The organism is Vogesella margarita, assembly GCF_028548475.1.
In the GTDB taxonomy this organism is placed as follows: domain Bacteria; phylum Pseudomonadota; class Gammaproteobacteria; order Burkholderiales; family Chromobacteriaceae; genus Vogesella; species Vogesella margarita.
On sequence record NZ_JAQQLE010000001.1, the window covers coordinates 1 to 26,584 of the forward strand.

General features: G+C 64.1%; 25 protein-coding genes. 8 read left to right on the plus strand and 17 right to left on the minus strand.

Annotated elements, in window-relative coordinates; translation table 11 throughout:
• Positions 1–249 precede the first annotated feature (249 nt).
• The gene (gene pdxR, locus PQU96_RS00005; protein WP_272770262.1) at positions 250–1,713 is read right to left on the minus strand and encodes a MocR-like pyridoxine biosynthesis transcription factor PdxR; all 1,464 of its coding nucleotides are present in this window, start codon (positions 1,711–1,713) and stop codon (positions 250–252) included.
• Between the two features lie 95 nt (positions 1,714–1,808).
• On the opposite strand from pdxR, the gene PQU96_RS00010 reads away from it, so the two are divergent.
• From PQU96_RS00010 to PQU96_RS00025, 4 genes are all read left to right on the plus strand, one after another.
• Complete coding sequence (locus PQU96_RS00010) at positions 1,809–2,210, plus strand: rhodanese-like domain-containing protein (protein WP_272770263.1); 402 nt, start codon at positions 1,809–1,811, stop codon at positions 2,208–2,210.
• Positions 2,211–2,212: 2 nt separating this feature from the next.
• Positions 2,213–3,376 (plus strand): GNAT family N-acetyltransferase, encoded by a 1,164-nt coding sequence (locus tag PQU96_RS00015; RefSeq protein WP_272770264.1) that lies wholly within the window; start codon positions 2,213–2,215, stop codon positions 3,374–3,376.
• A 79-nt stretch (positions 3,377–3,455) separates the two neighbouring features.
• A complete protein-coding gene (locus tag PQU96_RS00020; protein WP_272770265.1) occupies positions 3,456–4,889 on the plus strand; it encodes a hypothetical protein in 1,434 nt (477 codons plus the stop codon).
• Positions 4,890–4,943: 54 nt separating this feature from the next.
• The gene (locus tag PQU96_RS00025; protein WP_272770266.1) at positions 4,944–7,307 is read left to right on the plus strand and encodes a diguanylate cyclase; all 2,364 of its coding nucleotides are present in this window, start codon (positions 4,944–4,946) and stop codon (positions 7,305–7,307) included.
• Between the two features lie 104 nt (positions 7,308–7,411).
• Here PQU96_RS00025 and gabD read toward each other — a convergent pair whose 3' ends face one another.
• Positions 7,412–8,872: an NADP-dependent succinate-semialdehyde dehydrogenase gene (gene gabD / locus PQU96_RS00030; RefSeq protein ID WP_272770267.1), complete on the minus strand. Its 1,461-nt coding sequence runs from the start codon at positions 8,870–8,872 to the stop codon at positions 7,412–7,414.
• A 78-nt stretch (positions 8,873–8,950) separates the two neighbouring features.
• Entirely contained in the window at positions 8,951–10,216 is a 1,266-nt protein-coding gene (gene gabT, locus PQU96_RS00035) for a 4-aminobutyrate--2-oxoglutarate transaminase (RefSeq protein ID WP_272770268.1), read from the minus strand.
• A 313-nt stretch (positions 10,217–10,529) separates the two neighbouring features.
• Here gabT and PQU96_RS00040 point away from each other — a divergent pair, with 313 nt between their 5' ends.
• Entirely contained in the window at positions 10,530–11,042 is a 513-nt protein-coding gene (locus PQU96_RS00040; RefSeq protein ID WP_272770269.1) for a pilus assembly FimT family protein, read from the plus strand.
• Positions 11,036–11,470: a type IV pilin protein gene (locus PQU96_RS00045; protein WP_272770270.1), complete on the plus strand. Its 435-nt coding sequence runs from the start codon at positions 11,036–11,038 to the stop codon at positions 11,468–11,470. Before PQU96_RS00040 ends, PQU96_RS00045 begins: the two co-directional genes overlap by 7 nt.
• 104 nt (positions 11,471–11,574) lie before the next feature.
• On the opposite strand, the gene PQU96_RS00050 is transcribed toward PQU96_RS00045, so the two are convergent.
• The 8 genes from PQU96_RS00050 to PQU96_RS00085 form a co-directional block, all read right to left on the minus strand.
• Positions 11,575–11,964 (minus strand): type IV pilus assembly protein FimV, encoded by a 390-nt coding sequence (locus PQU96_RS00050; RefSeq protein ID WP_272770271.1) that lies wholly within the window; start codon positions 11,962–11,964, stop codon positions 11,575–11,577.
• A 78-nt stretch (positions 11,965–12,042) separates the two neighbouring features.
• Positions 12,043–13,134, minus strand: a complete 1,092-nt coding sequence (gene aroB / locus PQU96_RS00055; protein ID WP_272770272.1) for a 3-dehydroquinate synthase — start codon at positions 13,132–13,134, stop codon at positions 12,043–12,045.
• A gap of 3 nt (positions 13,135–13,137) precedes the next feature.
• A complete protein-coding gene (gene aroK / locus PQU96_RS00060; RefSeq protein WP_272770273.1) occupies positions 13,138–13,686 on the minus strand; it encodes a shikimate kinase AroK in 549 nt (182 codons plus the stop codon).
• A gap of 34 nt (positions 13,687–13,720) precedes the next feature.
• Positions 13,721–15,859, minus strand: coding sequence for a type IV pilus secretin PilQ (locus tag PQU96_RS00065; RefSeq protein WP_272770274.1), 2,139 nt, complete (start codon positions 15,857–15,859; stop codon positions 13,721–13,723).
• Positions 15,856–16,392, minus strand: coding sequence for a pilus assembly protein PilP (locus tag PQU96_RS00070; RefSeq protein ID WP_272770275.1), 537 nt, complete (start codon positions 16,390–16,392; stop codon positions 15,856–15,858). The genes PQU96_RS00065 and PQU96_RS00070 overlap by 4 nt, the downstream gene beginning before the upstream one ends.
• Positions 16,389–16,988 (minus strand): type IV pilus inner membrane component PilO, encoded by a 600-nt coding sequence (locus PQU96_RS00075; RefSeq protein ID WP_272770276.1) that lies wholly within the window; start codon positions 16,986–16,988, stop codon positions 16,389–16,391. Before PQU96_RS00075 ends, PQU96_RS00070 begins: the two co-directional genes overlap by 4 nt.
• 2 nt (positions 16,989–16,990) lie before the next feature.
• Positions 16,991–17,581, minus strand: a complete 591-nt coding sequence (locus PQU96_RS00080) for a PilN domain-containing protein (protein ID WP_272770277.1) — start codon at positions 17,579–17,581, stop codon at positions 16,991–16,993.
• Positions 17,582–17,584: 3 nt separating this feature from the next.
• A complete protein-coding gene (locus PQU96_RS00085) occupies positions 17,585–18,706 on the minus strand; it encodes a pilus assembly protein PilM (RefSeq protein ID WP_272770278.1) in 1,122 nt (373 codons plus the stop codon).
• Between the two features lie 212 nt (positions 18,707–18,918).
• Here PQU96_RS00085 and PQU96_RS00090 point away from each other — a divergent pair, with 212 nt between their 5' ends.
• A complete protein-coding gene (locus tag PQU96_RS00090; RefSeq protein WP_272770279.1) occupies positions 18,919–21,261 on the plus strand; it encodes a penicillin-binding protein 1A in 2,343 nt (780 codons plus the stop codon).
• A 69-nt stretch (positions 21,262–21,330) separates the two neighbouring features.
• Here the strand turns inward: PQU96_RS00090 and arsC are convergent, their stop codons facing one another.
• Complete coding sequence (gene arsC, locus PQU96_RS00095) at positions 21,331–21,675, minus strand: arsenate reductase (glutaredoxin) (protein WP_272770280.1); 345 nt, start codon at positions 21,673–21,675, stop codon at positions 21,331–21,333.
• Positions 21,676–21,788: 113 nt separating this feature from the next.
• Here arsC and PQU96_RS00100 point away from each other — a divergent pair, with 113 nt between their 5' ends.
• Positions 21,789–22,991: a multidrug effflux MFS transporter gene (locus PQU96_RS00100; RefSeq protein WP_272770281.1), complete on the plus strand. Its 1,203-nt coding sequence runs from the start codon at positions 21,789–21,791 to the stop codon at positions 22,989–22,991.
• 128 nt (positions 22,992–23,119) lie between these two features.
• Here the strand turns inward: PQU96_RS00100 and ybaK are convergent, their stop codons facing one another.
• The 5 genes from ybaK to PQU96_RS00125 all read right to left on the minus strand — a co-directional run bounded on the left by ybaK (position 23,120) and on the right by PQU96_RS00125 (position 26,470).
• Entirely contained in the window at positions 23,120–23,605 is a 486-nt protein-coding gene (gene ybaK, locus PQU96_RS00105; RefSeq protein ID WP_272770282.1) for a Cys-tRNA(Pro) deacylase, read from the minus strand.
• Between the two features lie 27 nt (positions 23,606–23,632).
• On the minus strand, positions 23,633–24,286 hold the full coding sequence (gene msrQ / locus PQU96_RS00110; RefSeq protein ID WP_272770283.1) for a protein-methionine-sulfoxide reductase heme-binding subunit MsrQ: 654 nt from the start codon (positions 24,284–24,286) through the stop codon (positions 23,633–23,635).
• A 1-nt stretch (position 24,287) separates the two neighbouring features.
• Positions 24,288–25,223 carry a protein-methionine-sulfoxide reductase catalytic subunit MsrP gene (gene msrP, locus PQU96_RS00115; protein WP_272770284.1) on the minus strand — a complete coding sequence of 312 codons (936 nt, stop codon included), beginning with the start codon at positions 25,221–25,223 and terminating at the stop codon, positions 24,288–24,290.
• A gap of 63 nt (positions 25,224–25,286) precedes the next feature.
• A complete protein-coding gene (mnmL, locus tag PQU96_RS00120) occupies positions 25,287–26,207 on the minus strand; it encodes a tRNA modification radical SAM protein MnmL/YtqA (RefSeq protein WP_272770285.1) in 921 nt (306 codons plus the stop codon).
• 83 nt (positions 26,208–26,290) lie between these two features.
• Positions 26,291–26,470 (minus strand): protein MIGRI, encoded by a 180-nt coding sequence (locus PQU96_RS00125; protein WP_272770286.1) that lies wholly within the window; start codon positions 26,468–26,470, stop codon positions 26,291–26,293.
• Positions 26,471–26,584 lie beyond the last annotated feature (114 nt).

Below are 26,584 nucleotides of genomic sequence, written 5' to 3' on the forward strand. Positions count from 1 at the left end.
CAGGACCGTGAAACGCCTTAGCGCCGATGATAGTGCAGATACCTGTGTGAAAGTAGGACACCGCCAGACGCCCCTTACGAAGCCCAGCTCAATCGAGCTGGGCTTTGTGCTTTGTGGCGTGCAAAGGCACCGAGCCTTGCTGCCGTCATTCAAGCTTCTTCCCTCGGGCCTGTTGTGGCCAACCTTGCTTGATTTACCCTGTTCGCCTCTGTCTTGCTGACGTCTCGGCCACCCCTGCGGGCTTGTCCATCACGTCTTCCCCTGTTCCCGCAGCAGGCTGGCCAGCACCTGGGCGCCATGCCGGATTGCCTGCTGGTCGACGCCGGCATAGCCCAGTACCAGGCCTTGCTGCTGCGGAGTTGCCAGATAGTGGCGCGCCAGTGGCCGCAGCCAGACGCCCTGTGTCGCGGCGGCTTGACTCAACGTCTGCTCTTGCAGGCCAGGTGGCAGGCTGGCTACCAGGTGCATGCCGGCTTCTCCGGGCGATAAAACCAGCTGTTCAGCAGCGGAGTCGGCCAGTGCCTGGCGCAGTAGTAGCTGCCGCTTACGATACAGCTCGCGCATGCGGCGCACGTGGCGGGAGAAGTGTCCGGCGGCGATAAAGTCGGCCAGCGCCGCCTGTACCGGGTACTGGCCTTCCCTATAAAGGCGGGCATTGGCACTGCGAAAGGCGTCGATCAGCGCATCCGGCACCACCAGGTAGCCGATACGCAGGCCGGGGTACATCACCTTGCTGAAGGTGCCGACGTAGATCACCCGTTCGTCCGGTGCCATGCCCTGTAGTGCCGGCAATGGCTGCGAGCGGTAGCGGAATTCGCTGTCGTAGTCGTCCTCGATGATCCACGCCTGAGCCTGTTCAGCGTGCTGCAGCAAGGCCAGTCGCCGCGACAGGCTCATCACTACGCCGGATGGATACTGGTGCGACGGCGTGGTGTAGATCAGGCGCGGCGGGCGCGGATCGGCGACCAGTTGCGGTGCCAGACCTTCGGCGTCGACCGGTGCCGGCAGCAGTGTCAGGCCGGCACCGCGGAACGCGGCATGAGCGCCGGCATAGCCCGGCTCTTCCACCCAGGCGATGTCGCCGGGGTCGGCCAGCAGCCGCGCCGTCAGCTCCAGCCCTTGCTGAGCGCCGTGGGTGATCAGGATCTGTTCCGGCCGGCAGCGTACCGAGCGCGACAGCTGCAGGTATTCCGCCAGGACCTCGCGCAGTGCTGGCAGGCCGCCGTCGGCGGTGTAGTTGAGCATGGCCGGATGAGCTTGCCGCTGGTGGCGCGATAGCAGCTGCTGCCAGCAGTGATGCGGGAACTGGCGGATCTCCGGCACTCCCGGTGCGAAGGCGCCGCTTAGCCCCTGTGGCAGGCCGCAGCTGGCGAACAGGCTGGCGCCGCGCGCCGACAGCCCCAAGGGCAGGCTTCTTGCTGGCAGCGGCGTCTGCTGGCGCTGGCGAAACAGGCCGGTGACGTAGGTGCCGGCACCGTGGCGCGTACACAGATAGCCTTCCGCCTGCAGTTGTTCATAGGCGTTCAGTACCGTGTTGCGGCCAACTTTGAGGCTGGCGGCCAGTTCGCGGCTGGCCGGCAGCAGGGTGTCGCCGGCCAGGCGCCCGTCGCTGATCCACTGTCGCAGCAGCCGCATTAGCTGCCGCGACAGCCCTTCCTTGCTGTGCCGCTCCAGACTGGCGGCCAGTGCCTCGCTGATCCATGCTGCTTGCAAAGTGGTTCCCCTCTACCGTCATAGACTGGCCCTTGGACAGGGCCGCCAATGTTTTTACCATGAAGTGGTCGGGATACCAACGGAGCGGAAACAGAATGGATCAAATCGCGTTTTATCAGGCCAAGCTGGCGTACGAGATCGACAGTTGGGATGTGGCGGAGCGGCAGAAGCAGGGCGCGGCGCTACTGCTGGTGGATGGCCGCTCGCCGGCGGCCTACGCTGCCGAAACCCTGCCGGGCGCCATCAACCTGCCGCATCGCGGCATCACGGCAGAAAGCACCGCACAGCTGCCGCGAGATGTGCTGCTGGTGACCTTCTGCGATGGCATCGGCTGCAATGCCTCCACCAAGACCGCGCTGAAGCTGGCTGAGCTGGGCTTTAGCGTGAAGGAGCTGCAGGGCGGAGTGGACTGGTGGAAGCGCGATGGCTATCCCACGGTACAGGGCGGCACCTGCTGCGATATCAACATGGCGGCCGATTGCGGCTGCGGAGGCTGAACATGGACATGCAATACGATCAGTATGGTCGCGCGCTGGGCGTGACGGTGGACAACTGGCAGGGCGCCACCCCGCCGCAGCGTGTCACCCTGCAGGGGCGCAGTTGCCGGGTGGAACCGTTCAGCCGCCAGCAGCATGGCGCCGGGCTGCGCGCGGCGCTGGAGCTGGATGTGGATGGCCGCGACTGGGCCTACCTGATGCCGCGCCCGCAGAGTGATGCCGACTGGAGCAACTGGTTCGGCATGATGGAGGACAGCCGCGACCCGCTGTTCTTCGCCATTGTCGATCAGGCCAGCGGCCAGGCGGTGGGCAGCTGCAGCTACCTGCGCATCGACCCGGCGATGGGCGTGATCGAAGTGGGCTGGCTGCGCTTCTCGCCGCTGTTGCAGCGCACTGCGGCGGCTACCGAGGCCATGTACCTGATGATGTGTCAGGCTTTCGACTGGGGCTACCGCCGCTACGAGTGGAAGTGCAATGCGCTGAACGCACCGTCGATGCGCGCCGCGCCGCGGCTGGGTTTCACCTTCGAGGGCATCTTCCGCCAGGCGCGGGTGAACTGGGGGCTGAACCGTGACACCGCATGGTTCAGCCTGCTGGACAGCGAGTGGCCGGCCAACCGCGCCGCCATGGAAGCCTGGCTGGATGCGGCCAACTTCGATGCCGAGGGCAAGCAGCGCCGCAGCCTGGAGGAGTGTCGCCGCGTGCAGGCAGCGCAGACGCGGCAGGATGGCGTGCGGCTGGCCACGCTGGCCGACCTGCCGCAGCTGGCTGTGCTGTTCGATGGCTACCGCCAGTTCTACGGCCGCCACGACGATGCCGCCACCTCGCATGATTTCATCCGCCAGCGCCTGGTGCAGGGCGATTCCACCATTCTGGTGTACGAGCAAGCGGGCGCGCTGCAGGGCTTTACCCAGCTGTATCCGCTTTATACCTCGGTAGCGGCTGCGCCGGCCTGCCTGCTGAACGACCTGTTCGTGGCGCCGGCGGCGCGCGGGGGGGGGGGTGGCCGCAAGCTGCTGGCGGCGGCTGCCGAACTGGCCAAGGCGCGCGGTCTGGCGCGGTTGGAGCTGGCTACCGCGCACGACAACCTGACGGCGCAGGCACTGTACGAGAGCATGGGCTGGCAGCGCGAGACCCAGTTCTATCGTTACCGCTTGCCGCTGTAACAGCGATAACAGCACACCATACGGCGGCGTCGGGGTAGAATGCCAAGTTGTTTTTCAAGACAGTATCGACGTCAGCCGTATGAAATCGCATCCGCGCAATGTCCCGATCAAGGGCGACCCATTCATCCCCAGCCGTTTCATCTTTGGTGACGCCGTCGAAGAGAAGGGGCTGGAACCTTACGAATACGTGATTCATACCCAGGAGCCGGTGTTCGTCTGTCGTCTGGTGGGTATGGACCTGACGCCGTTTGACGGTCGCGACCAGGAGGGATTCCGCAGCGTGGTGCTGTACGACGAAAGCCATCACCTGACGCACTACGTCACCAACTCCGGCTTCCGCCTGTTCGATTTCAACTTCTGGGGCGAGATCCCGACCGCAGCCCAGTTGCAGAAGATCTGCGACGAGGCGATGCAGGTCTACCAGCGCCTGCAGAAGGCCTATATCGACCGCGAGGTGGCACCGAAGGAGCGCGATTTCCGTCTGGTGCCGACCGAGCCGCTGCCGCCGGCGGAGCGACAGGCGCGCATTGCCGAGCTGCTCGCGCTCAGCCGTGACGCACAGCAGAACCCGGTCAAGCGCATCCAGCTGGCCGCGCTGGTGCAGCAGGTGCTGTCGGGTGGCGACCAGGCGGTGTTTACCGAGGCGCAACTGGCGCTGCAGGGCGAGGCCGCGGCGCGCAAGCTGCTGCTGGACTGCGCCCACGACACCATCGCCTTCCCCGAGGTGATGCGTCCGGACGGCCATGTCGCCTCCTACGAGCTGTGGGCGTTCCCGGTGGTGTTCTCGCGGGCGCAGGGCGGGGTGTGGTGGCACTTCCCGCTGCTGGAGCAGGTGGAGCCGCCGCTGGCCGAAGCGCTGCAACTGGCGCCGGAAACCATCCTGTGGATGTCGCCGACCATCTTCACCGTCGACAGCCTGGCCGAGCGCAGCTGCCAGTCGCTGGTGCATCTGGCGCCGACCATGGACGCCGGCTGCGATCTGGCGCTGCACGACGTTGCCGCCTCGCGCGCCAGCTTCGAGGCTGCCTCCACCGTCAACGAGCCGCAGCTGGTGCTGGCGTGGCTGCCGTTCATCGTCGAGCGCGGCAAGTTGCCGCTGGCGCAGGTGCGTCGCCACGCACGCGAGGCACTGGACGCCACCATGCCACTGGTGCAGCAGGCGCTGTCGGCGGAAATGGTGTACGGCGAGGCCGAGCTGTTCATGCCGCTGCCGTGGTGGGAGGCGCTGGCCGCCGGTACCGCCGCCTACAACCGCAAGCGTTTTGCGCTGACCATGGCGGTACTGGCCGGCAGCGAACTGCCGGACGGACTGCACGCTGAGGCGGAGTACCAGCCGGAACACCAGGCGTACGATGTGCGCCTGCTGGGCGGCTCGCAGCAGCTGCTGGCACATACGCCGTGGTTGCTGACGCCGGACCTGAGCCCGGATCGCAGCCTGGTGTGGCAAGACCTGCAGTCCTGCCTGCGTCAGGCCGGGATTCCGGTGACCGAACACGCCCCGAAGCTGCACTGAGCGCTGCCGCCCTCAGCCATAGCCAACTGTTGTCCAGGGATGCCGAGCCGGGCCATGTTTGAATGTATGCCGTTGTCGACGCTGCGCCACCGTCTGCTGGTGCTGGGTGGCCTGTTTCTGCTGCTGCTGTTGCTGCTGTTCGGCGCCGGAGCCTATCTGGAGAGCCGCAGTGCACTGCGCGAGGTGCAGGCGCACAATCTGGAAACGCTGGCGACAAGGTTGGCCGCAGATGTCGACGACCGCGTGCGCACGCGCCAGGTGCTGCTGGAGCAGGCTGCGGCCAGTCTGCAACTGGCGCCGCCGCAGCTTGAGCGGCAGGGCGCCGCACTGGTTGCCCGCTTCCGCGATCTGAAGGGCATGTTCAACAACGTGCTGCTGTACGACCGCAATGGCAAGCTCATTGCCGACTACCCCGGACTGTCGGGGCGGCTCGGCGCCGATGTCTCCACCCAGGATTATTTCCGCAGCACCCGCGACACCTTGCGGCCGCAGGTGTCGGAGCCCGTACGCCTGGGCGGCGAGCCGAACCGCGCCGTGATCGTGTTCACCGCGCCGGTGTTCAGTGCCGAAGGCCAGCTTGCCGGGGTACTGGGCGGCAGCCTAGACCTGGACGCACCGGAGTTCTTCGGCGAACTGAAAAACATCGCCATCGGGCAGGGCGGCTTCCTGACTATCCATACCCTGCGCAGCCGGCTTGCCATCCTGCATGCCGATGCCGGTTCGGTCATGCAGGCGCCGGTATCGGTCGATCCGCTGCTGCAGCGTGCCTTCAAGGGCATCCAGGGGCCGGCCGGGGTCGGCGTCAGCCGTGGTGTGCCGGCACTGCTGGTCTACCAGCGCCTGCGCAATGTGCCATGGCTGCTGGGTGTCGAGCAGCCGCTGCACGAGGCGATGCAGCCGGCGCGTCTGCTTGGCCGCAATTATCTGTTGCTGGGGTTGGGCGTGCTATTGCTGCTGTTGCCGCTGGCGTGGTGGGGCATGTACCGCCTGCTGCGGCCGCTGCCGCGACTGCAGGCGCAGCTCGCGCGCTGGCGGCATGAGCCCTACGCGGCGGTGCCGGTGTTGGGTTGTCGCGAAATGCAGGACATCGCCCATGAAGTAGCGGCGGCCGTCCGTCGCCGTGCCGACTGCGAGCGGCAACTCGCCGCGCGCGACGCCCTGTTCGACACCCTGAGCGAGGAGTCGCCGATGGGGGTGCTGGTGGTGGATGCGCAGGCGCGCCTGCAGTCACTCAATCCGGCCAGCATGCGTCTGGCCGGCCTGCCCGCGGCGGAGATCGGCAACTGGATCGGCCGTCACTGGCTGGACGAGATCCATCCGGACAGCCTGCCGCAGGTGGCCGGGCAGTGGCAGCAATTGCTGGCCACCGGCAGCGGCTTCGAGCTGCTGTGTCGGCTGCAGCATCGCAACGGTTGTCAGGCCATGGTGGAGCTTCGCTTCAGCGAGCTGGCCGGCAGTGGCGGCGAGCGCCGTTTCCTCGGCCTGATCAGCGATGTCAGCGCCCGCGAGGAGGCGCGCGGCAAGCTGCAGGCTGAGCGCGAGCGCAGCATGCTGCTGCTGGGCTCGATCAGCGACGTCGTGGTGCTGACCAACCGCATGGACGAGATCGAGTACGTGAACCCGCCGGCGCTGGCGCTGTTCGGGGTGCCGGCCTCGGACGTGCTTGGCCGCCTGCTGGGGGTGTTCCTGAATCTGGTCTGCCCGGAGAGCGGACAGGCGGTGGCGCTGCGCGACATCGAGCGCGATGCCGCCGGCAAGCCGCTGGCGCTGGATCTGCTCAGCCGCGACATGCGGGTACAGCCGGTACTGCTGACGCTGTCGGTGCTGACCGGCAACAGCCCGCTGCAGGGCTGCAAGGTGGTGACGCTGCGCCCCGACAGCGAGCGGCAGCATCGCGAGCTGCTGCAGCGTCGGGCCGCCAGCCATGACGGGCTGACCGGGCTGCGCAACCGCCGCGGTTTCCTGGCCGCGCTGGGCGAGGTGCTCGACGACAACCGCGTGCACTACCAGCCGCACGTGCTGGCGATAATCGACCTCGACCACTTCAAGGCCGTCAATGACAGTGCAGGGCATGAGGGCGGCGACCTGTTGCTGCAGGATGTGGCGCGCATCATGCAGCGCCAGGTGCGCAGCAACGACATCGTCGCCCGGCTGGGCGGCGACGAGTTCGCCATCCTGCTATGTCACTGCGAGCTGGAAGTCGCCGAGCGCACGCTGCGCGAGCTGCTGCAGGCGATCGACGCCCACATCGTGTATCTGGGCGAGCGCGTGTTCCGCATCAGCGCCAGCATCGGCGTGACCATGATCCTGCCGCAGGACGAGCGGGCACAGCCGGTGCTGTCCCGCGCCGACGACGGCTGCTACCAGGCCAAGCAGCGCGGCCGCAACTGTCTGGTGCTGCACGCCGGCGCGCTCTGAGGATGCCGGTGCCGCGGTGATCGGCAATGACAAAGCCGGTGTCGTCGACACCGGCTTTGTCTTGCGCAAGGTTGGCCGCAAGCGGCCAACCTGTCTGTCACGGCTTACTTGTCGATGCCACCCAGCAGCACGTACTTGATTTCCAGGTAGTCTTCGATGCCGTACTTGGAGCCTTCGCGGCCGAGGCCGGATTGCTTCACGCCACCGAACGGTGCGGCCTCGTTGGACAGGATGCCGCTGTTGACGGCGACCATGCCGTACTCCAGACCTTCGGACACGCGGAAGATGCGGCCGATGTCGCGGGCGTAGAAGTAGGAAGCCAGGCCGAACTCGGTGTCGTTGGCCATCTGGATCGCTTCTGCTTCGGTCTTGAAGCGGAACAGCGGCGCCAGCGGGCCGAAGGTTTCTTCCTTCGCCACTTTCATTTCCGGAGTCACACCGGTGATCACGGTCGGCTCGAAGAAGCTGTAGCCCAGTTCGTGGCGCTTGCCGCCGGTCAACAGGTTGCCGCCCTTGGCCAGCGCGTCGGCGATGTGCTCTTCCACCTTGGTCACCGCGTTCTCGTCGATCATCGGGCCCTGGGTGATGCCGGCTTCCAGGCCGTTACCCACTTTCAGTTTGGCGACTGCGTCGGCGAACTTGGCGGCGAAGGCATCGTACACGCCGTCCTGTACCAGCAGACGGTTGGCACACACGCAGGTCTGGCCGGCGTTGCGGTACTTGGAAATCATCGCGCCTTCTACTGCGGCGTCCAGGTCGGCGTCGTCGAACACGATGAACGGTGCGTTGCCGCCCAGTTCCATCGATACCTTCTTCACGGTTTCGGCACACTGGCTGATCAGCTTGCGGCCAACTTCGGTGGAGCCGGTGAAGGAGAATTTCTTCACGGTGTCGCTACCGGTGAGCACGCCACCAATTTCGGTGGAACCACCGGTGAGTACCGAGAACACGCCAGCCGGAATGCCGGCGCGCTCGGCCAGTACGGCGATGGCCAGTGCCGACAGCGGGGTCTGGCTGGCCGGGCGTACCACCATCGGGCAACCGGCTGCCAGGGCCGGGGCTGCCTTGCGGGTGATCATGGCATTCGGGAAGTTCCACGGGGTGATGGCGGCGGTAACGCCGATCGGCTCCTTGCTTACCAGGATGCGCTTGTCGGCGCCGGTGGAAGGAATGGTGTCGCCGTAGATGCGCTTGGCTTCTTCGGCATACCACTCGATGTAGCTGGCGCCGTAGGCGATTTCGCCCTTGGCTTCCGCCAGCGGCTTACCTTGCTCGCTGGTCAGGATCACGGCCAGGTCGTCCTGGTTCGCCATCATCAGGTCGAACCACTTGCGCAGGATGCCGGCGCGTTCCTTGGCGGATTTTTTCTTCCAGGTCTTGAACGCTTCTGCAGCGCCGTCCACGGCGCGCTGGGCCTCGGCGCTACCCATTTTCGGCACGTGGGCGATGGTTTCGCCGGTAGCCGGGTTGGTGACCGCAATGGTCTGGCCGCTATCGGCATCCACCCACTGACCATTGATGTAGCACTGCTGGCGCAGCAGGGAAGGATCTTTCAGATTCAGCATGGTGTTGTGTCCTTGTTATGCAATGCGGCCAACGTTGCATGGTGCAAGGTTGGCCGCAGGTCAATTCAGCTCAGGTAATCAGGCCTTGATGGCGGCAACCAGCTTCTGCAGCGCTTCTTCGAAGATAGCGTCTTCGATGGTCAGCGGGAACAGGAAGCGGACTACGTTGCCGTACACACCGCAAGTCAGCAGGATCAGGCCGGATTCCAGCGCCTTGGTCTGCACTTTCTTGGTGAAGTCGGCATCGGCTTCGTGGCTGCCGGCCTTGTTGAATTCCACGGCGATCATGGCGCCCAGGCCGCGTACTTCGGCGATCTGCGGAACTTCAGCCTTCAGGCCGTTCAGGGTTTCCTTCAGCTGGGTGCCAAGCTTGTTGGCGCGGTCCAGCAGTTTTTCTTCCTGGATTGCCTGGATGACGGCTTTGGAAGCTGCCAGTGCCAGCGGGCTGCCGGCGTAGGTGCCGCCCAGACCGCCCGGTGCCGGTGCGTCCATGTATTCTGCCTTGCCTACCACTGCGGAGATCGGGAAACCGCCAGCCATGGACTTGGCCATGGTCATCAGGTCCGGGGCTACGTCGTAGTGTTCCATGGCAAAGAACTTGCCGGTACGGGCAAAGCCGGCCTGTACTTCGTCGGCGATCATCAGGATGCCGTGCTTGTCGCACAGCGCGCGAACGGCGCGTACCCATTCCGCCGGCGCGGCGTAGAAGCCACCTTCGCCCTGAACCGGTTCGAAGATGATGGCAGCCACGCGGGTGGCTTCAATGTCGTACTTGAACAAGTGCTCGATGCTGGCGATGGAGTCTTCAACCGATACGCCGTGCAGCGGGTTCGGGAACAGGCCGTGGTACACGTCGGACGGGAACGGGCCGAAACCGATCTTGTACGGTGCTACCTTGCCGGTCAGCGCCATGCCCATCAGGGTACGGCCGTGGAAGCCGCCACCGAAGGCGATGATGCCCGGACGGCCGGTTGCGGCACGGGCGATTTTCACTGCGTTTTCCACGGCTTCGGCGCCGGTGGTGTAGAACGCGGTTTTCTTGGCGAAGTTGCCCGGGGTCAGCTGGTTCAGCTTTTCGGCAACTTCGATATAGAGTTCGTACGGTACTACCTGGTAGCAGGTGTGGCTGAACTTGTTCAGCTGCTCGGCAACGGCGGCTTGTACCTTGTCATGCAGGTGGCCGGTGTTCAGCACGCCGATACCACCGGCGAAGTCGATGTAACGCTTGCCTTCGGTGTCCCAGATCTCGGCATTCTTCGCGCGCTCGGCGAAGAAGGAACACATCACGCCCACACCGCGCGGGGTGGCATTGGCTTTACGTTGCATCAGTTCTTGCGGACTCATGAATTTCTCCTTTGGACGGCCCTGCCTTGTCTGCTGGGGACGACCTCGCCCAGCACCGGCTAGAGTATTGGCTCATTCTATGCTGGTGTTTAGTAAAAAGCCACGGGTGATCGATAAGTTAAACATCTGTCGTCGCAAAATTACCAATTCCGTGTGGTGCAGAGCGCAGTCGTGCTGCGCACCACACGGTGCTTAGCCTTTTTCGATACATCCATAAGATTTTTAATGCCAATTAAAATACGTATGGCATTATTTGAAAGCAGGGCAGCCGAAGAGGGGTACGAACATGTCGCGGACTCATGGCTTTTCACTGTTGCAAACACTGATGGTGCTGCTGCTTTGCGGCGTGGTGCTGTCGTTTGCCGTTCCGGCGTGGAGCGGCATGGTGCGGGAGCGGGTGCTGCAGGCCTATATCAGCCGCCTGCAGGTGTTGCTGTTGCGAGCCAGGAATGATGCATTGCTGCGGCAACAGCCGGTGTATGTCTGTGCGGCCAACCTGAAGAGCAACCAGGATCTGCAGGGCTGCTTCGCCAGCCCTCCGCTTGTGGCCGGCGTGCGCCATTGGCCAGAAGGTGTCCTGCTGTATCAGGACCGGGCGGGAGGCAGCCTGGCTCGTTACGACTCCAAAGAGGCCCTGCATGTGCTGGCGCTGAAAGCAACGTCGGCCGCGCCGCAGTTGCTGGTGTCGGTTCCACATTTTGAAGTCGGTGAGTGGGGCGGCTTGAAGAACGTGCAGGAGGTCAGTTTTACGGTACAGGATCGGGACGGCGGCTGCCGGCAACTGCGGGTGTCGGTGCCGATGCGTATCCGCGCGCTGCCATGCTAGCGCGGCGCGGCTTCACCCTGCTTGAGCTGCTGCTGCTGCTGGTGCTGGCATTGCTCGGCATCCTGTCTGCCGCGGCCTTGCCGGCGTATCAGGGGTATGTGCAGCGCAGCCAGCGGGCGCTGGCGGTCGCCCTGCTGCAGGAAAACGCGATGTTTCTGGAAGAGTTCTATCACCGTCAGGGTAGCTACAAGCTGACACCGACGCGCTGGCCGGCGTTGCCGGCGGTGGTGTCGCCATCCGATGGCGAGCCGCAGTATCAGCTGGCATTCGGCTCGACGCCACGCAATACCGACGACGGCTACTATGTGCTGCGTGCCACGCGCTTGCAGGCAAGGGATGAAACCGAGGTGATTACCCTGACACAGACCGGCATCATGAAACTGTGCCTGCGGCGTGACGGGGTGGAGCGGTGTGAACTGGTGCACTGAGTGCGGCTTGGCTGGCGACGTGCCGCATTACCGAAGTGTCGATCGGCTGCGCGGGCAAGGGCGGTTGACTGCCGCTTGCCCGGCGTGGTGTGCGACATGGACGCTCAGTGCATGGACTGCTGGAACAGGGGATACTCCGGTGCCAGGCTGCGGCCAACGTGGCAGATGTGCGCCCACTCCGGCCGGTGTGCCAGGCGGCCTTGCAGTTTTGCGGCCAGCTGGCAGTAGTCCTGGCTGCTTTCCAGCAGATAGTAGGTATGCAGCAGCAGGATGTGGGCCGGCAGGTTGTCCGGCTCGGTCTGGATGGTGTGGCGCAGGACTTGCCGCGCCCGTTTGTAGCGCTGGTAGGTGAGATACACCTCGGCTTCGCCGACCGGGTCGATGCCACGCTGTCGTGGCGGCACGAAGCGCAATTGATGCATCAGCTCGCCCGGGTGGGCAATGTCGGCGACAGTGTCAAAGGCTTTGGCGACATCGGCAAGTAGACGCAGCATGGTGATCCCTCCTCGTTGGAGCAACCATTGTGCAGTGCGCTACCCGCCGCGACAATTCGTAGAAATGCGTAGTGGTATTTACGCGATATTGCCGACAAAACGACTGTTCAGGGTCTGCTCCAGGATGGCAGCGGGCAGCTTTGCGACAACGGCATGGCCCAGCGACTTGAGCAGTACGAAGCGGATCTCGCCACCCTCTACTTTTTTGTCATGGCCCATCAGTTCGATCCAGCGAGCGGTGCCAAGAGCGGGTGCGACGGTCGGCAGACCGGCTTGTTTCAGTACCGCTTCCACCCGCGCGACCTGGGCCTGATCCAGCCAGCCCAGCTGGCGTGACGCTTCGGCCGCCAGCTGCATGCCGGCACCGACGGCCTCGCCATGCAGCCAGGTGCCAAAACCAAGGCCGGCCTCGATGGCGTGACCAAAGGTGTGGCCGAGATTGAGCAGCGCGCGCATGCCCTGTTCCTTCTCGTCCTGGGCCACGATGTCGGCCTTCATCTTGCAGGAGTGCTCCACCGCGTAGGCCAGTGCCTGCTTGTCGCGCTTGCGCAGCGCGGACATGTTCTGCTCCAGCCAGCCCAGAAACTGTTCGTCGCCCAGCAGGCCGTACTTGATGATTTCGGCCAGACCCGCCGACAGTTCGCGCTCCGGCAGCGTGTCCAGCAAGTCCATGTCGGCAATCACCGCTTGCGGCTGATAGAACGCACCGATCATGTTCTTGCCTTGCGGATGATTGATAGCGGTCTTGCCGCCGACGGACGAGTCGACTTGGGCCAGTAGGGTGGTCGGAATCTGGATGAAAGGCACGCCGCGCTGGTAACAGGCGGCGGCAAAGCCGGTCATGTCGCCGATGACGCCGCCACCCAGCGCGATCAGCGTGGTGCCGCGCTCGCAACGGTGCGACAGCAGCGCATCAAAAATCTGGTTGAGGGTGTCCCAGGTCTTGAAATCCTCCCCGTCCGGCAGTATCACCGGCAGGCAGTCAATGCCGGCCTGTTCCAGGCTGCGCAGCAGCGGCTCCAGGTACAGCGCCGCCACCGTGGTGTTGGTGACGATGGCCACGCGCGGCTGCTTGAGGTGGGAGGTAATCAGCTCGACCTTGCCGAGTAATTGCTGACCGATATGAATGGGGTAACGGGTATCGGGGAGAACAAGATCGAGCGTTTTCATGGTTCAGGTGGATTTCGGAGAGGTCAGGATCTCGGCCAACTGCTGTTCCAGGCGGGCAATCAGCGCATTAACGTTTTGATGGGAAGTATCGATGATCAGGTCGGCCACTTCGCGATACAGCGGATCGCGCTGGGCAAACAGCTCTTCCAGCTTGGCGCGCGGATTGCCGGTCTGCAGCAGCGGGCGGCTCTTGTCGTGCAGGGTGCGGGCCAGGATGTCGTCGATCTGGGCGCGCAAATAGATCACGGTGCCGTGGCTGCGCAGTGCCTGCCGGTTTTCCGGCGCCAGAATGGCGCCACCACCGGTGGCCAGCACGATATTGTCCATCGCGCACAGCTCGGCAATGGTGTCGCGCTCCCGCTCGCGAAAGCGCTCCTCGCCCTCGATGTCGAAGATGGTAGTGATGCGAACGCCGGTGCGCTTTTCGATTTCGTGATCGGAGTCGAAAAATTGTTTGCCGGTATGGCGGGCAAGGGTGCGGCCAACCGTGGTTTTGCCGGCACCCATCAAGCCGACCAGAAAAATATTGCCTGCCAGTTTCATGACAGGCATTGTAAAGGAAGTGTCACCACGCTGTCGCCTGCCCTTAGCGGGCAATCAGCTCGTTTTCGACGATTCGCGGCGTGATGAAAATCAGCAGTTCGCGACGGTTGTTGGTGACGGACTTGTTGCGGAACAGCACGCCCAGCAGCGGGATGTCGGCCAGCAACGGAACTTTGTTTTCGACATTGTTTTCTTCCTGCACATAAATGCCGCCGATCACGACCGTGCCGCCATTTTCGACGCGAACTTGGGTATTGACGGTCTTGTTGTCAATGGCTGGCCCGGCATCAAGAGACAGTTTCAGGTTCGGTGTGTCCTTGGTGATGTCGAGCTGCATGATGATGTCGTCTTCCGGCGTCACCTGCGGGGTCACCGACAGACTCAGGTTTGCTTTCTTGAAGGTCGTGGTCGACTTGCCGTTGTCGTCGATAGACTGGTAGGGAATCTCGGTCCCTTCGGTGATGGTCGCCTTGGTGCGGTCTGCGGTCAGGATGCGCGGGCTGGACACCACCTTGCCCTTGTCCTCGGCCTGCATTGCGGACAACTCCAGACCGATCAGGGTACTAGCGTTCTTGAAGATGGCGCCAATGGACGCACCGGCAAGGCCAGCAGGCAGGTCAACGTTGGGATTCCATACCTTGGGTGCGCCAAGCACTCCGGTGCCTGGAATGGGCATGCCAGAGCCTTCTTCGCCATTCCAGTTGCCGATGGCAGTGTCGCCACCAAGCTTGGTGACGCCAAGACGCACGCCCAGATCGCGCTGGAAGTTGTCCTTGGCCTCGACGATGCGCGCCTCGATCAGCACCTGGCGCAGCGGCACGTCCAGAATCTCGATGACCTTGCGAATTTCCTCGATCATGGAGACACCGGCGCGCACGATCATCCGGTTGGAGCGGCTGTCGACCATGATGGCCATGCTGTTACTGACGGTGGTCGCCGCCCGGGTATTGGAGCCCGTTTCGCTGTCGCTGCTTTCCCGTTCACTCTGCGCCACGCTACTGAAACGCCCCAGATCCTTGATCGCTTCCTTGATTTCTTCTGCGGCACGATAGCGGATGGCGAAGGTCTCGGTGATGAACGGCTCCGAGGTCTTCTTGACGCGGTTGGCTTCGGCGATCTGGCGTTCGATGTTGACCAGCTCGCTACGCGGTGCGATGCGAATGACGTTGCCGACCTGGCGTTTTTCCAGGTTTTTCTGCGCCAGGATAAGGTCCAGAGCCTGATCCCATGGCACGTCGTTGAGGCGCAGGCTAAGGCTGCCGGTCACGCTGTCGCTGGCGATGATGTTCAGGCCGGTGAACTCGGCGATGACCTGCAGCAGCGAACGCACGTCGACGGTCTGGAAATTGAGGGACAACCGTTGTCCCTTGTAACTGGTCTTGCCCTGCGCCAGCAGGTTGGCCTCGGCCTCTTCCTGTGATATGGCGCGAATCTCGACCACCAGCTGCTTGTCGGTTTGATAGGACGAATACTCCCAGTTGCCGGCGGACTGGATGGCAATGCGGCTGCCGCTGTTCTGGTTGACGGCATCGACGCGGCTGCTCGGGGTGGCAAAGTCGCTGACATCGAGGCGCCGCTCCAGGTGGCGTGGCAGCTTGATGCCGGCCAGATCCACGATCAGGTTGTTGCCTTCGCGCTTGATGTCCACCGGGCTGTTGCTGGCAGGCAGGTCGACGATGATGCGCGCCTCGCCCTTGCTGCCGCGGCGGAAATCGACATTGGCGACCTGGCCTGCCGTGCCAAGGTTGGCCGCAACGGGGCTGGCAAGCGGGATGCCGCCTGCCGTAGCCGGCTTGTCGGCTGCGTTGAAGCTCACCAGCAGCTGCTTGCCGTCGATGCGGGCGTTGTGCGCGCTACTCTTGTTGAGATTGAGCACCAGCCGGGTGCGGTCGCCGCTTTCCACAAGGGTGGCGGCGTTGAGCAGGTCGCTGCTGAACGGCAGCAGGGTCTTGCCACTCTGGTTTTTCGTGTCCTTGAAGTCGAAGGCGATGCGCGGTGGGTTGGTGATGGAAAAGCTGGCCGGCATGGCGGGCGCTTCGGCAAAGCTGATGGCCAGCACCGGCTCGTTCCGGCTGTTGTTGACGAGGTCGATGGCGGTGATGGCATTGGCGGCGAGCAGGGCCGGGGAGAGGCCGGCCAGGAGCAGGCTGCTGGCCAGTGTTTTCAGGTAATGCTTGTTCATGGTTTTGCCCCTTGTTCCGGCTGTAGCAAGTACAACGTACTTTCCTGTTGTACCCACTCCCCATTGATGTTTTCCACGGTTTCTTCCAGAACCACTTCGGTCTCGCTGACTTTGCGCACTATGCCAAAGTTGGGACCGACAAAACTGCCAGGCCGCACACGGTATATTCCGTTGTCGGGTGTCTGGATCAGTCCGAAATACTGTTTGTTGAAGCGCAAGGTGCCGGTCAGCTTGAGCTGGCTCAGCTCATAGTTTTCCAGTGCCTCGCGCGGCCGGTTGCTGTTGAACAAGCCCTTGACCTTGTTGCGGGCCAGTTGCAGCCGGGCCGGATCAAACGGCGAGCCCAGTTGGGCGCTTTGAAACGGATAAGGCTCATAAGGCTGCACCGGTGGCAAGGGTTCGACCTTGCCTTGCAGGTCTTTGCCTGCGTGCTGCATCCATTGTTCGATGCTCTCCTGCTCGGCGCCGCAGGCGGTCAGCGCCAGCAGGCAGGGCAGGATGAGGGCGGTGCGTAGGCGCGCTGTTTTCATCATGGTTTGCCTGCCTTGGCCGTCTGCTCGCCGGCCTCCAGTGCGCGATAGGTCTTGGCAGTGGCCTGCAGTTGCAGCCGGTCGCTGCCGTTCGGCGTCAGGGAAATGTCGCCGATGGTCACGATGCGGGACAGCTGCGCCACGTCATTGACGAAGGTGGCCAGCTCGACGTAGCTGCCACTGAGGCGGATCTGGATCGGCAGGGTGGCGATTTGCGCCGCCTTGGTTTCGCTGCCGGGGCGGAACAGCTCGAACAGCAGGCCGCGGCCAACTCCGGCCTGGTTGATTTCGGTGAGCAGGGCCGGCATTTCGGCCTTGGTCGGCAGCTGTTTGAGCAGGGCGCCGAAAGACGATTCGATTTCTTGCAGCTGCTTTTCCAGGGCCGCCAGGTTGGCAACCTGGCGCTTCTTGTCGAGGAAGGTTTCCTTCAGCTGTACCTCTTTGGCTTGCTGACGCTCGATCTGGTCCTGCAGGTCAGCAAACACGAAGTAGTAGGCCAGCCCCAAGATGGCGGCAATCATGATGACCAGACTGGCGATCTGTGGCCCGAGCGGCAAGTCCGGCAGGTTCTTGAGGTCGAGTTGACGGAGTTCATCCATTGTCATGGCGCTGCTCCTGGTGGGGTCTGGCCGGGTTGGCTGGCGTTGGTCGCCGGCGCACGCAGCGACAGGTTGAGGCTGAAGTCATTGGCGCGCACATTGTCGATCAGCGTGGAGCTGACCTCGATCAGGATCGGTGAGCTGAACACCTCGGACTGCTCCAGGTTACGCATCAGTGCCGACACCCTGGCGCTGGACAGGGCGGTGCCACTGATCGCGATGGATGTGCCGGTCTGCTTGAAACTCTTGATGAACACGCCTTCCGGCAGGGTCTTGATCAGGTGGTCGAAAATCCGGGTGGCTTCGGTGCGGCTGCTTTGCAGCTGTTCGACCAGCTCCTTGCGCGAGAGCAGGGCCATGCGCTGCTGTCGCAGGTTCTCGATATTGCTCAGTTGCTGGTCGAGCTGGGCAATCGCCTGTTCCAGCTGCTGGTTGCGGTGCTGCTGCTCGCCGAGGGTGCTGTCCAGCCAGCTGTAGCCGGCATAGGACAGTCCCAGCCCGGCGAGGAGTGCCGCGGCCAGCATGTTCTGGAAGCGTTTGCGGTGGGCCGCCTTTTTCAGTTCGCGGTGGGGGAGCAGGTTGATCCGGATCATGGTTCAGTCGAATCTCCGCAAGGCCAGTCCGCACGCGACCAGTAACGATGGCGCATCCAGCAGCAGGTTTTTCAGCTCGACGTGCGAGGAGTGCGTCATGGTGGTAAACGGGTTGGCGATCATGGTGCTAATCTGGGTGCGGCCAAGCACGGCGTCGTCCAGCCCTGCCAGCATGCTGGAGCCGCCGGCCAGCAGGATGTAGTCGACCCGCAGGTACTGCGACACGCTGACACTGGTGTAGAAAAACTGCAGTGCGCGCTGGATTTCCTGTGCCAGCGAGTCGACGAAGGGGCGCAGCAGCTCGTTCTCGTAGCCTTCCGGCAGCATCATGGTGCGCTTGCCGTGCTCCGATTCCTCGTGGCTGTAGCCGTAGCGGCGCTGGATGTCACGGGTGAGCTGGCCGCCGCCGAAGGCCTGTTCGCGGTAGTACAGCTGCTGGCCGTTGCGGATCACCGAGCAATGGATGGCGGTGGCGCCGATGTCGAACAGGGCGAAGGTCTGGTTGATGCCCTGATCCGGCAGCTGCTGTTGCAGCTGCTCGAAGGCGGTCAGCATGGCGAAGGCATCAATGTCGACCACATCCACTTTCAATCCCGCCATTTCGGCAACAGCCACGCGTTCCTCGACTTTTTCCTTGCGCGCGGCGCAGATCATCACGTCGAGGTCGTTGCCGCTGTTGGCGGACGGGCCGAGCACCTGGTAGTCGAGGTTGACCTCGTCCAGTGGAAACGGGATGTACTGGTTGGATTCGGACTCCACCAGCATGGCCAGGTCGTCGGGGTTCTGGGCGGCTGGCACCAGGATTTTCTTGTAGATCGCCATCGCGGTGGGCAGGGCGATGGCTACCCGCTTGCAGGACGAGCCGAGGTGGCGGCGGGCCTCGCGGATGGCTTCGGCCACGGCCTCCATGTTCTGGATATTGCCCTCCACCACCGCATCCTTGGGCAGCGGTTCGATGACGTAGCGCTCCAACTGCAGGCCGCGACCGGCGCTGCCGAGTTCGACCAGCTTGATGGCGCTGGAGCTGATGTCCATGCCCAGCAGACCGTGCTCGGTACTGCGCAGCAGCGGCGCCAGGGCTTTTTTCAGTCTGGAAACATCCAGTGAGGATTTTTTGTCAAACATGGTATTCAAGCCGCGCCTGTCGTGATTGCTGACTGGGCGCGGCCAACCTCCGGTCTTGTGGCCATTGATCGGCTGGTGGTCATCCGCGGCACGGCTGCGATGACCGGCTGAGGCGCCGTTACGTATCGTCGCTATCTGAAAAAGGTATAATGCGCCATCCTTCTGAAAGGCAAGAGTTCCACTATCCACTTATGTTGCCACGCATACTCTCCGTGACCGCCGGTATCATCGCCGGCCTGACCATTCTGGTGCTGGGCTTGGCCGTGATCGCCATTCTGGTGACCTATCCGCGCCTGCCGAGTCTGGACGTCCTGACCGATTATCGTCCGAAAATCCCGTTGCGCGTCTATACCCAGGACAAGGTATTAATCGGTGAATTTGGCGAGGAACGACGTTCTTTTACCAAAATCGGCGATGTACCACAGTTGATGAAACAGGCGGTTTTGTCGGCAGAAGATGAGCGTTTTTACCAGCACGGCGGTATTGATTACATTGGCGTAATGCGTGCCGCAGTAGGCAACATAGTATCCGGTCGCACGCATTCCGGTGCAAGCACGATCACCATGCAGGTGGCCAAAAACTTCTTCCTGTCCAGCGAGAAAACCTTTACCCGGAAATTCAACGAAGCGCTGCTCGCGTTCAAGATTGAGCACACTTTATCGAAAGACCAGATTCTCGAGCTCTATTTCAATCAAATCTATCTGGGACAGCGTGCATACGGCTTCTCCGCTGCGGCGCAAGCCTATTTCGGTCGCCCGCTGCAAAACCTGAGCGTGGCGGAGATGGCGATGCTGGCCGGCTTGCCGAAGGCGCCATCCAGCTACAATCCCGTTGTCAATCCAGAGCGGGCAAAATTACGCCAAGCCTATGTTTTACGTCGTATGCATGAGCTGCGCTACATCACCGCCGAGCAGTACGAGGCAGCCAGAAACGAGCCGCTGCGCCTGGCTGCCGCCAATCAGGACACCTCGCTTCCGGCGCAGTACGTGGCGGAAATGGTGCGCCAGGCGATGTACGAGCGTTACAAGGACGGCGCCTACACCGAAGGGTTTCGCGTTTTTACCACAATCGACAGCCGCCACCAGCAGTGGGCGTTCGACGCGCTGCGTGCCGGCCTGATGGATTACGACAGCCGCCAGCCCTACCGCGGCCCGGAGTCGTTCGTCGACCTGAGCAAGGTGGACGATGCCGATCTGGAAGAAACGCTGGATGAAACGCTGGCCGCCGTGCGCGACAGCGGCAACATGCAGCCGGGCGTAGTGCTGTCGGCTTCGCCGTCGTCGGTGAGCGTCTACCTGCGTGGCGGGCGCAAGCTGCAGATCCGCGGCCGCGGCCTGACCTTCGCCCGCAGTGCGCTGTCGGAACGGGTAACCCCGGTGCAGCGCATCCGCCGTGGCGCGGTGATCCGCATCGTGGAGCAGGGCAATAACGCCAGCATCGTGCAGATGCCGACGGTGGAGGGCGCCTTCGTGGCGATGGACCCGGCCAATGGCGCGATCCGCTCGCTGGTCGGCGGTTTCGACTTCAACCGCAGCAGCTTCAACCACGTGACCCAGGCGATGCGCCAGCCGGGTTCCACTTTCAAGCCCTTCGTCTACTCCGCTGCGCTCGACCGCGGCTTCACGCCGTCGACCATGATCAACGATGCGCCGATCACAGTCGATCCGCAGACCATCGGCGGCCAAAGCTGGGACCCGAAGAACGATGACGGCAAATATGCCGGCATGATCACGATGCGCCGCGCGCTGGCGCTGTCGAAAAACCTGGTGTCGATCCGCATCCTGATGTCGATCGGCACCGACTTCGGCCAGCAGTACGTGCAGCGTTTCGGCTTCGAGTCGAAGAACATCCCGGCCTACCTGACCATGGCGCTGGGCGCCGGCCAGGCTTCGCCGCTGCAGATGGCTGAAGGCTACGCTGTGTTCGCCAACGGCGGTTACCGCACCCGCGCCTACTTCATCGACCGCATCGAGGATGCCGGCGGCCGCCTGCTGGCGCGCACCGAGCCGGCGGTGGCGGGACGCAACGCGGCGCAGGCGATCGATCCGCGCAATGCCTACATCATCAGCAACATGCTGAAGGACGTGGTGCGCTACGGCACCGCCAACCGTGCCACCGCGCTGGGTCGCGGCGACATCTCCGGCAAGACCGGTACCACCAACAACTTCCGCGACGCCTGGTTTGCCGGTTTCACCCCGTCGCTGGTGGCGGTGACCTGGGTCGGCTTCGACCAGCCGCGCAGTCTTGGCCGTTACGGCTACGGCGGCACCGCGGCGTTGCCGATCTGGATCAACTACATGAACAATGCGTTGAAGGGCGTGCCGGACATCGAGCTGCCGCCGCCGCCGGGCATCGTGGTGCGGCCGGGTGCCGGCCTGCGCGGCAACGACGAGTACTATATGGAAGAGTTCCAGCGCACCAATCCGCAGCTGAGCATCAACAACCGCGGCACGGTGCCGGGTAGCGGCAACGCGACGCCGGACGAGACGGCGCCGGCCGAGGAGGCGGCGCCGGCGGGCGACGCGGTGGAAAACGTGAAGGAACTGCTGTTCTGACGTTGGCCGCAGCGACAAAGCAACAAGGCCAGCATCTGCTGGCCTTGTCGTTTCGCGGAAGCGCTGCCGTTACAGCAGCGACAGCACCTGTTCCGGCGGCCGGCCGATCACGGCGCGCTCGCCCAGCAGCGCGATCGGACGCTCCAGCAGCTGCGGATGGGTGTGGATCGCCTGCAGCAGATGCTTGTCCTCCAGCGACACGTCGTCCAGGTGCAGGCGGGCGTAATCGTCCTCCTTGCTGCGCATCATCTGGCGCGGGCTGACGCCCAGCGCCTGGCACAGCTGCTGCAGCTCTTCGATGGTGGGGGGAGTTTTCAGGTATTCCACGATCTCGAGCGGGGCGGAGCGCTCCTGTAACAGTTTTAATGCTTCTCTGGATTTCGAGCAGCGCGGGTTGTGATAAAAACGGATCATGAATCGCTACTTTCTGCTATGTATTGAGAGTTCTTGAACACACTGTTGTTCGTCAGCGCCACCGTGGCATGCTACGGTGCCGATTATATTTCCTAGCCCGTTCTTTGCCGACTATGCCCGAATCCTCCCGCCAGCGCCACGCCGTGCTGGCCCTGCTGCTTGCCGCGCTGGCCACCCTCGGCCCGTTCTCCATCGATACCTTCCTGCCGGCGATGGCCGACATCGGCGTGGCGCTGTCCGCCTCGCCGATGCAGATGCAGCAGGCGCTGTCGGTCTACCTGTTCTGCTACGCGCTGATGATGCTGTGGCACGGCGCCATTTCCGACAGCGTCGGGCGGCGGCCGGTGATCCTGGTGTCGTGCCTGTGCTTTGCCATCGCCTCGGTCGGCTGCGCGATGGCCAGCGACCTGTCGACGCTGCTGCTGTTCCGCGGCATGCAGGGGCTGTGCGGCGGCGCCGGGCTGGTGGTCGGCCGCGCCATCATTCGCGACCGCTTCCACGGCCACGACGCGCAACGCATGATGTCGCAGGTGACGATGCTGTTCTCGGTGTCGCCGGCGATTGCGCCGGTGGTCGGCGGCCTGCTGTTCGGCAGTTTCGGCTGGCGCTCGATCTTCGTGTTCATGGCGCTGTTGGGGCTGCTGCTGTTTGTCGCCTGCTGGCGCAGCCTGCCGGAGACGCTGGCGCGCGAGGTGCGCCCGCCGTTCGCCTGGCGGCAGCTGGCACGCAACTATCTGGAGGTTGGTCGCAAGCGCGAATTCCAGCTGCTGGCGCTGGCGGTGTCGTTCAACTTCGCCGGCTTCTTCCTTTATATCCCGTCGGCGCCGGTGTTCGTGATGCAGCACCTGGGGCTGGGCCACGACCAGTTCATCTGGATGTTCGGCCCGGCGGTGGGCGGCATCATGCTCGGCGCCTTCCTGTCCGGGCGGCTGGCCGGGCGGCGCAATGCGCGGCAGCTGGTGTCGCTGGGCTACGGTCTGATGTTCGGCGCCGCGGCGCTCAACGTGCTGTCGGCGTGGCTGCTGCCGCCGTCGGTGTGGAGCAGCGTGCCGCCGCTGGCGCTGTATTCGACCGGGATGTCGCTGTCGGCGCCGTCGATCACCATCGTGCTGATGGACCAGTTCCCGCACCTGCGCGGCACGGTGTCGTCGATGCAGGGCTTTACCCAGACCATGTTCTCCAGCCTGATCGCCGGGGTGATCGCGCCGCTGGTGTGGACATCGACGCTGTCGCTGGCGCTGACCATGAGCGGCCTGCTGCTGGTCGGCTTCCTGCTGCGTAGCGCCTACCGCCGTCGCGTCAGCCGCGCGGCGTAAGAGCGGTCACCGGGGTGATCCGGGGTGGGCATCGCGCAAAACGGGCGGACTGATATCGACAGCCACGGCGCGTTGTTGGCCAATGCTGGCTGCTCTGACGTTGACGCGCGAGAGCGGGAGCCGCTCGCTCAGCTGGCGGCGGCCTGCACCAGCACCGGCTGCAGCACGCGGATCACCTCCTGCGGCGACAGGCCGAGCAGGAAGCCGCGTTTGCCGCCGTTGATGTAGATCTTGTCCAGCTCGGCGATGCTGGCTTCCATGTACACCGGCATGCTGGCGCGGGTGCCGAACGGGCTGGTGCCGCCGACCTGGTAGCCGCTGTGCTTGTCGGCGGTCTTGGCGTCGCAGGGGCTGATCTTCTTGACGCCGGCCTGCTTGGCCAGCATGCCGGTGCCGACCTCGCGGTCGCCGTGCATCAGCACGATCAGCGGCTTCTTGTGCTCGTCTTCCATGATCAGGGTCTTGATCACGCAATGCTCGTCGACACCCAGCTCGCGCGCCGAGACGCGGGTGCCGCCTTTTTCCTCGTACTTGTACAGGTGTTCGCTGTAGCTGACCTGATGCTGGCGCAGCAGGCGGATGGCCTGGGTGACCGGGGCTTTCTCTTTCGACATGATGCTGGATCCAGTGCAAGACGCCGGCTATTTTACCCGTGCGGCCAACGTTGGCCGTAAGTATCGCCACACTCGCCACAGCAGCAGCGCCGCGAGGATGGCGGCATAGATCAGCGGCGACTGGAGGTCACGCTTCACCAGCCACAGGTAGTGCAGCACCCCCAGCGGGGCGATGACGTAGACCAGGCGGTGCAGCTTGCCCCAGTTGCGCTTCAGGCGGCGGATCCAGCCGTCGGTGGAGGTGATCGCCAGCGGCAGCAGCAGCACAAAGGCGAGCATGCCGACGGTGATGAACGGCCGTTTCACGATGTCGCGTACGATGGCGGCCCAGTCGAAGAACTGGTCCAGCCACAGGTAGGTCAGCAGGTGCAGGCAGGCGTAGAAAAACGCGTACAACCCCAGCATGCGGCGCAGGCGCAGCAGCCAGCCCGGCGCCCCCAGCGCGCGCAGTGGCGACACGCACAGCGTGATCAGCAGGAAGCGCAGCGTCCAGGTGCCGCTGCCGTGGGTCAGGTCTTCGATCGGATTCACCGCGGCACCTGACAGGATGTGCCAGGCCAGTTGCGCCAGCGGCAGCAAACAGACCAGGAACAGGCTGCCCTTGATGGCGGCGAACAGGCGCGGGCCGGGCTGTTGCCAGTGCAGGGCCAGCGGACGGGCGAGGGTGGTGCTGTCGGCCATGTCAGAAGTTCCGTCGCAGGTCCATGCCGCGATACAGGCCGGCGACCTGATCGCCGTAGCCGTTGAACGGCAGCGTCTTGCGCTTGAAGAATTCGCCGATGCGGCGCTCGGTCGCCTGGCTCCAGCGCGGGTGGTCCACCGCCGGATTGACGTTGGAGTAGAAGCCGTACTCGTTCGGCGCCGCCATGTTCCAGCTGGTCGGCGGCTGCTTTTCCAGCAGGTGGATGCGGCTGATGGACTTGATGCTCTTGAAGCCGTACTTCCACGGCACCACCAGCCGCACCGGCGCGCCGTTCTGCTTGGGCAGCACCTCGCCGTAGAGGCCGACGGCGAGGATGGTCAGCGGGTGCATCGCCTCGTCGATGCGCAGCCCCTCGCGGTACGGCCAGTCCAGCACCCGCCGCGCCACGCCCGGCATCTCGCCGGGACGCAGCGCGGTCTCGAACGCCACGTACTTGGCGCGCGAGGTCGGCTGCACCTGCTTCAGCAAGTCGGCCAGCGGGAAGCCTATCCACGGGATCACCATGCTCCAGCCCTCGACGCAGCGCAGGCGGTAGATGCGCTCCTGCAGCTTCATCTTCAGCAGGCTGTCGATGTCGAAGGTGCGCGCGTGCGCGACCTCGCCGTCCACCGTCACCGTCCACGGACGCGTCTTCAGCCGCTGCGCGTACAGCGCCGGCTCGTCCTTGCCGGTGCCGAATTCGTAGTAGTTGTTGTAGCTGGTGATGTCGTCGCGGCTGTTCGGCTTCTCGCTGGTCGACAGCGGGCTCTTCGCCGCCGGCAGCGCGGCGATGGCCGACACCGGCAGCAGCAGCCCGGCACTGCCGGCCATGAACTGGCGGCGGTTGAGGTAGACCTCCTGCGGGGTGATGTCGGCGGCGGACAGGCGGTCGGTCAGGGTCTTGATGAGCATGGTGGTGATCTCGCAGGGGAACATGCCTTAGTCGTGGCATTCCGCCTGATCTGACAGCCGCCGGCAAAAACAGTTGCGCGCCGCGGCTTACCCCGCCACCCAAGGTCGGCCGAGCGCGCTGCCCTGCGGCCCGTCGGCGGCCAGGTTTGCGGCAATCGCCTGCAGCGCCGGCCAGCGCGGACCGCACCAGTCGGGCGCGATCAGCGTCGGCGCCTGCGCGGTGGCGGACACGCGGTGGTAGACCACCCCGGGCGGGGTATGGCGGATCAGCTCGGCGGCCAGCGCGGCGTAGTGCGCCTGCGTCAGCGGGGCGATCTCGCCGCGGCGGTACTGCGCCGCCATGCGGCTGCCGCGCACGATCATCAGCGGGTGCAGCTTGAGGCCTTCCACGCCGATGTCCAGCACCGTGGCCAGCGTCTGGCGTACCTGAGCGTCGCCCTCGCCGGGCAGGCCGGCGATCAGGTGGGTGCAGACCTTCAGCCCGCGCTGGTGTGCACGCCGCACCGCGTCGCGGTAGTCGGCGAGGCCGTGGCCGCGGCGGATCCGCGCCTGGGTGGCGTCGTGCGCGGTCTGCAGACCCAGCTCCAGCCAGACCTCATAGCCGCGCTGCTGGTAGCCGGCGAGCAGGTCGAGCGCGGCATCCGGCACGCAGTCGGGGCGGGTACCGACACACAGGCCGACCACGTCGCTCTGGGCCGCCGCCTCGTCGTACAGCGCCTTGAGCGTGGCCACCTCGGCGTAGGTGCTGGTATAGGCCTGGAAGTAGGCCAGATAGCGGCGGGCGCGGTCGGTCTTGGGTTTCTCGCGGGCGATCTGCTCGGCGATGGACAGCGTACCGCCCTCGCGACCGAAGCTTTTCACGTTGCAGAAGGTGCAGCCGCCGCGATCTAGCGTGCCGTCGCGGTTGGGGCAGGTAAAGTCGCCGGCCAGCGACAGCTTGTGCACCTTTTCCCCGAAACGGGTCTTCAGGTAGTGGCCGAAGGTATGAAGGTGGCGGGTCAGGTCCATGCGCAGCCAGGCTCGTCGGCAGAAAAGCCGGCAGTCTAGCGCCTTGGGGTCCGATGCGGAGTGAGCGGGATCAAGGCGATGGCCTACAGCCGCACACCGGCCAGATTCAGCAGCAGGAACAGCAGTGAGCTGGCCAGCAGCGCGATGGCGAGGGTGCGGATGAAATCGCGGACGGTCTGGCGCTGTTCGCGGCTGAACAGCCAGCGGATCAGCAGGAAAGCGGCGACAAACAGCAGGGCGAGCCGGAACAGGCGACCGATCATGGCGAAAAACCGCGAAAATTTGCAGGGAATGATTATTGGCGGCGCGGGCAAGCCTGTGCAAGCGTGCGTCGGCAAGTTAAGCTCTCTCCTTGCTCAGGAGCAGCCTTGAACGGG

What these genes read in the sequence shown, in the direction of transcription:
- msrP (WP_272770284.1), bottom strand. Translation starts at nt 25,223, where the DNA reads ATGTTCCCCTGCGAGATCACCACCATGCTCATCAAGACCCTGACCGAC.
- gabD (WP_272770267.1), bottom strand. Translation starts at nt 8,872, where the DNA reads ATGCTGAATCTGAAAGATCCTTCCCTGCTGCGCCAGCAGTGCTACATC.
- PQU96_RS00070 (WP_272770275.1), bottom strand. Translation starts at nt 16,392, where the DNA reads ATGATGAAAACAGCGCGCCTACGCACCGCCCTCATCCTGCCCTGCCTG.
- PQU96_RS00125 (WP_272770286.1), bottom strand. Translation starts at nt 26,470, where the DNA reads ATGATCGGTCGCCTGTTCCGGCTCGCCCTGCTGTTTGTCGCCGCTTTC.
- PQU96_RS00065 (WP_272770274.1), bottom strand. Translation starts at nt 15,859, where the DNA reads ATGAACAAGCATTACCTGAAAACACTGGCCAGCAGCCTGCTCCTGGCC.
- aroK (WP_272770273.1), bottom strand. Translation starts at nt 13,686, where the DNA reads ATGCCTGTCATGAAACTGGCAGGCAATATTTTTCTGGTCGGCTTGATG.
- arsC (WP_272770280.1), bottom strand. Translation starts at nt 21,675, where the DNA reads ATGATCCGTTTTTATCACAACCCGCGCTGCTCGAAATCCAGAGAAGCA.
- PQU96_RS00080 (WP_272770277.1), bottom strand. Translation starts at nt 17,581, where the DNA reads ATGATCCGGATCAACCTGCTCCCCCACCGCGAACTGAAAAAGGCGGCC.
- gabT (WP_272770268.1), bottom strand. Translation starts at nt 10,216, where the DNA reads ATGAGTCCGCAAGAACTGATGCAACGTAAAGCCAATGCCACCCCGCGC.
- mnmL (WP_272770285.1), bottom strand. Translation starts at nt 26,207, where the DNA reads ATGGACCTGACCCGCCACCTTCATACCTTCGGCCACTACCTGAAGACC.
- PQU96_RS00075 (WP_272770276.1), bottom strand. Translation starts at nt 16,988, where the DNA reads ATGGATGAACTCCGTCAACTCGACCTCAAGAACCTGCCGGACTTGCCG.
- PQU96_RS00050 (WP_272770271.1), bottom strand. Translation starts at nt 11,964, where the DNA reads ATGCTGCGTCTACTTGCCGATGTCGCCAAAGCCTTTGACACTGTCGCC.
- PQU96_RS00085 (WP_272770278.1), bottom strand. Translation starts at nt 18,706, where the DNA reads ATGTTTGACAAAAAATCCTCACTGGATGTTTCCAGACTGAAAAAAGCC.
- PQU96_RS00045 (WP_272770270.1), top strand. Translation starts at nt 11,036, where the DNA reads ATGCTAGCGCGGCGCGGCTTCACCCTGCTTGAGCTGCTGCTGCTGCTG.
- aroB (WP_272770272.1), bottom strand. Translation starts at nt 13,134, where the DNA reads ATGAAAACGCTCGATCTTGTTCTCCCCGATACCCGTTACCCCATTCAT.
- ybaK (WP_272770282.1), bottom strand. Translation starts at nt 23,605, where the DNA reads ATGTCGAAAGAGAAAGCCCCGGTCACCCAGGCCATCCGCCTGCTGCGC.
- msrQ (WP_272770283.1), bottom strand. Translation starts at nt 24,286, where the DNA reads ATGGCCGACAGCACCACCCTCGCCCGTCCGCTGGCCCTGCACTGGCAA.
- PQU96_RS00100 (WP_272770281.1), top strand. Translation starts at nt 21,789, where the DNA reads ATGCCCGAATCCTCCCGCCAGCGCCACGCCGTGCTGGCCCTGCTGCTT.
- PQU96_RS00025 (WP_272770266.1), top strand. Translation starts at nt 4,944, where the DNA reads ATGTTTGAATGTATGCCGTTGTCGACGCTGCGCCACCGTCTGCTGGTG.
- PQU96_RS00010 (WP_272770263.1), top strand. Translation starts at nt 1,809, where the DNA reads ATGGATCAAATCGCGTTTTATCAGGCCAAGCTGGCGTACGAGATCGAC.
- PQU96_RS00015 (WP_272770264.1), top strand. Translation starts at nt 2,213, where the DNA reads ATGGACATGCAATACGATCAGTATGGTCGCGCGCTGGGCGTGACGGTG.
- PQU96_RS00020 (WP_272770265.1), top strand. Translation starts at nt 3,456, where the DNA reads ATGAAATCGCATCCGCGCAATGTCCCGATCAAGGGCGACCCATTCATC.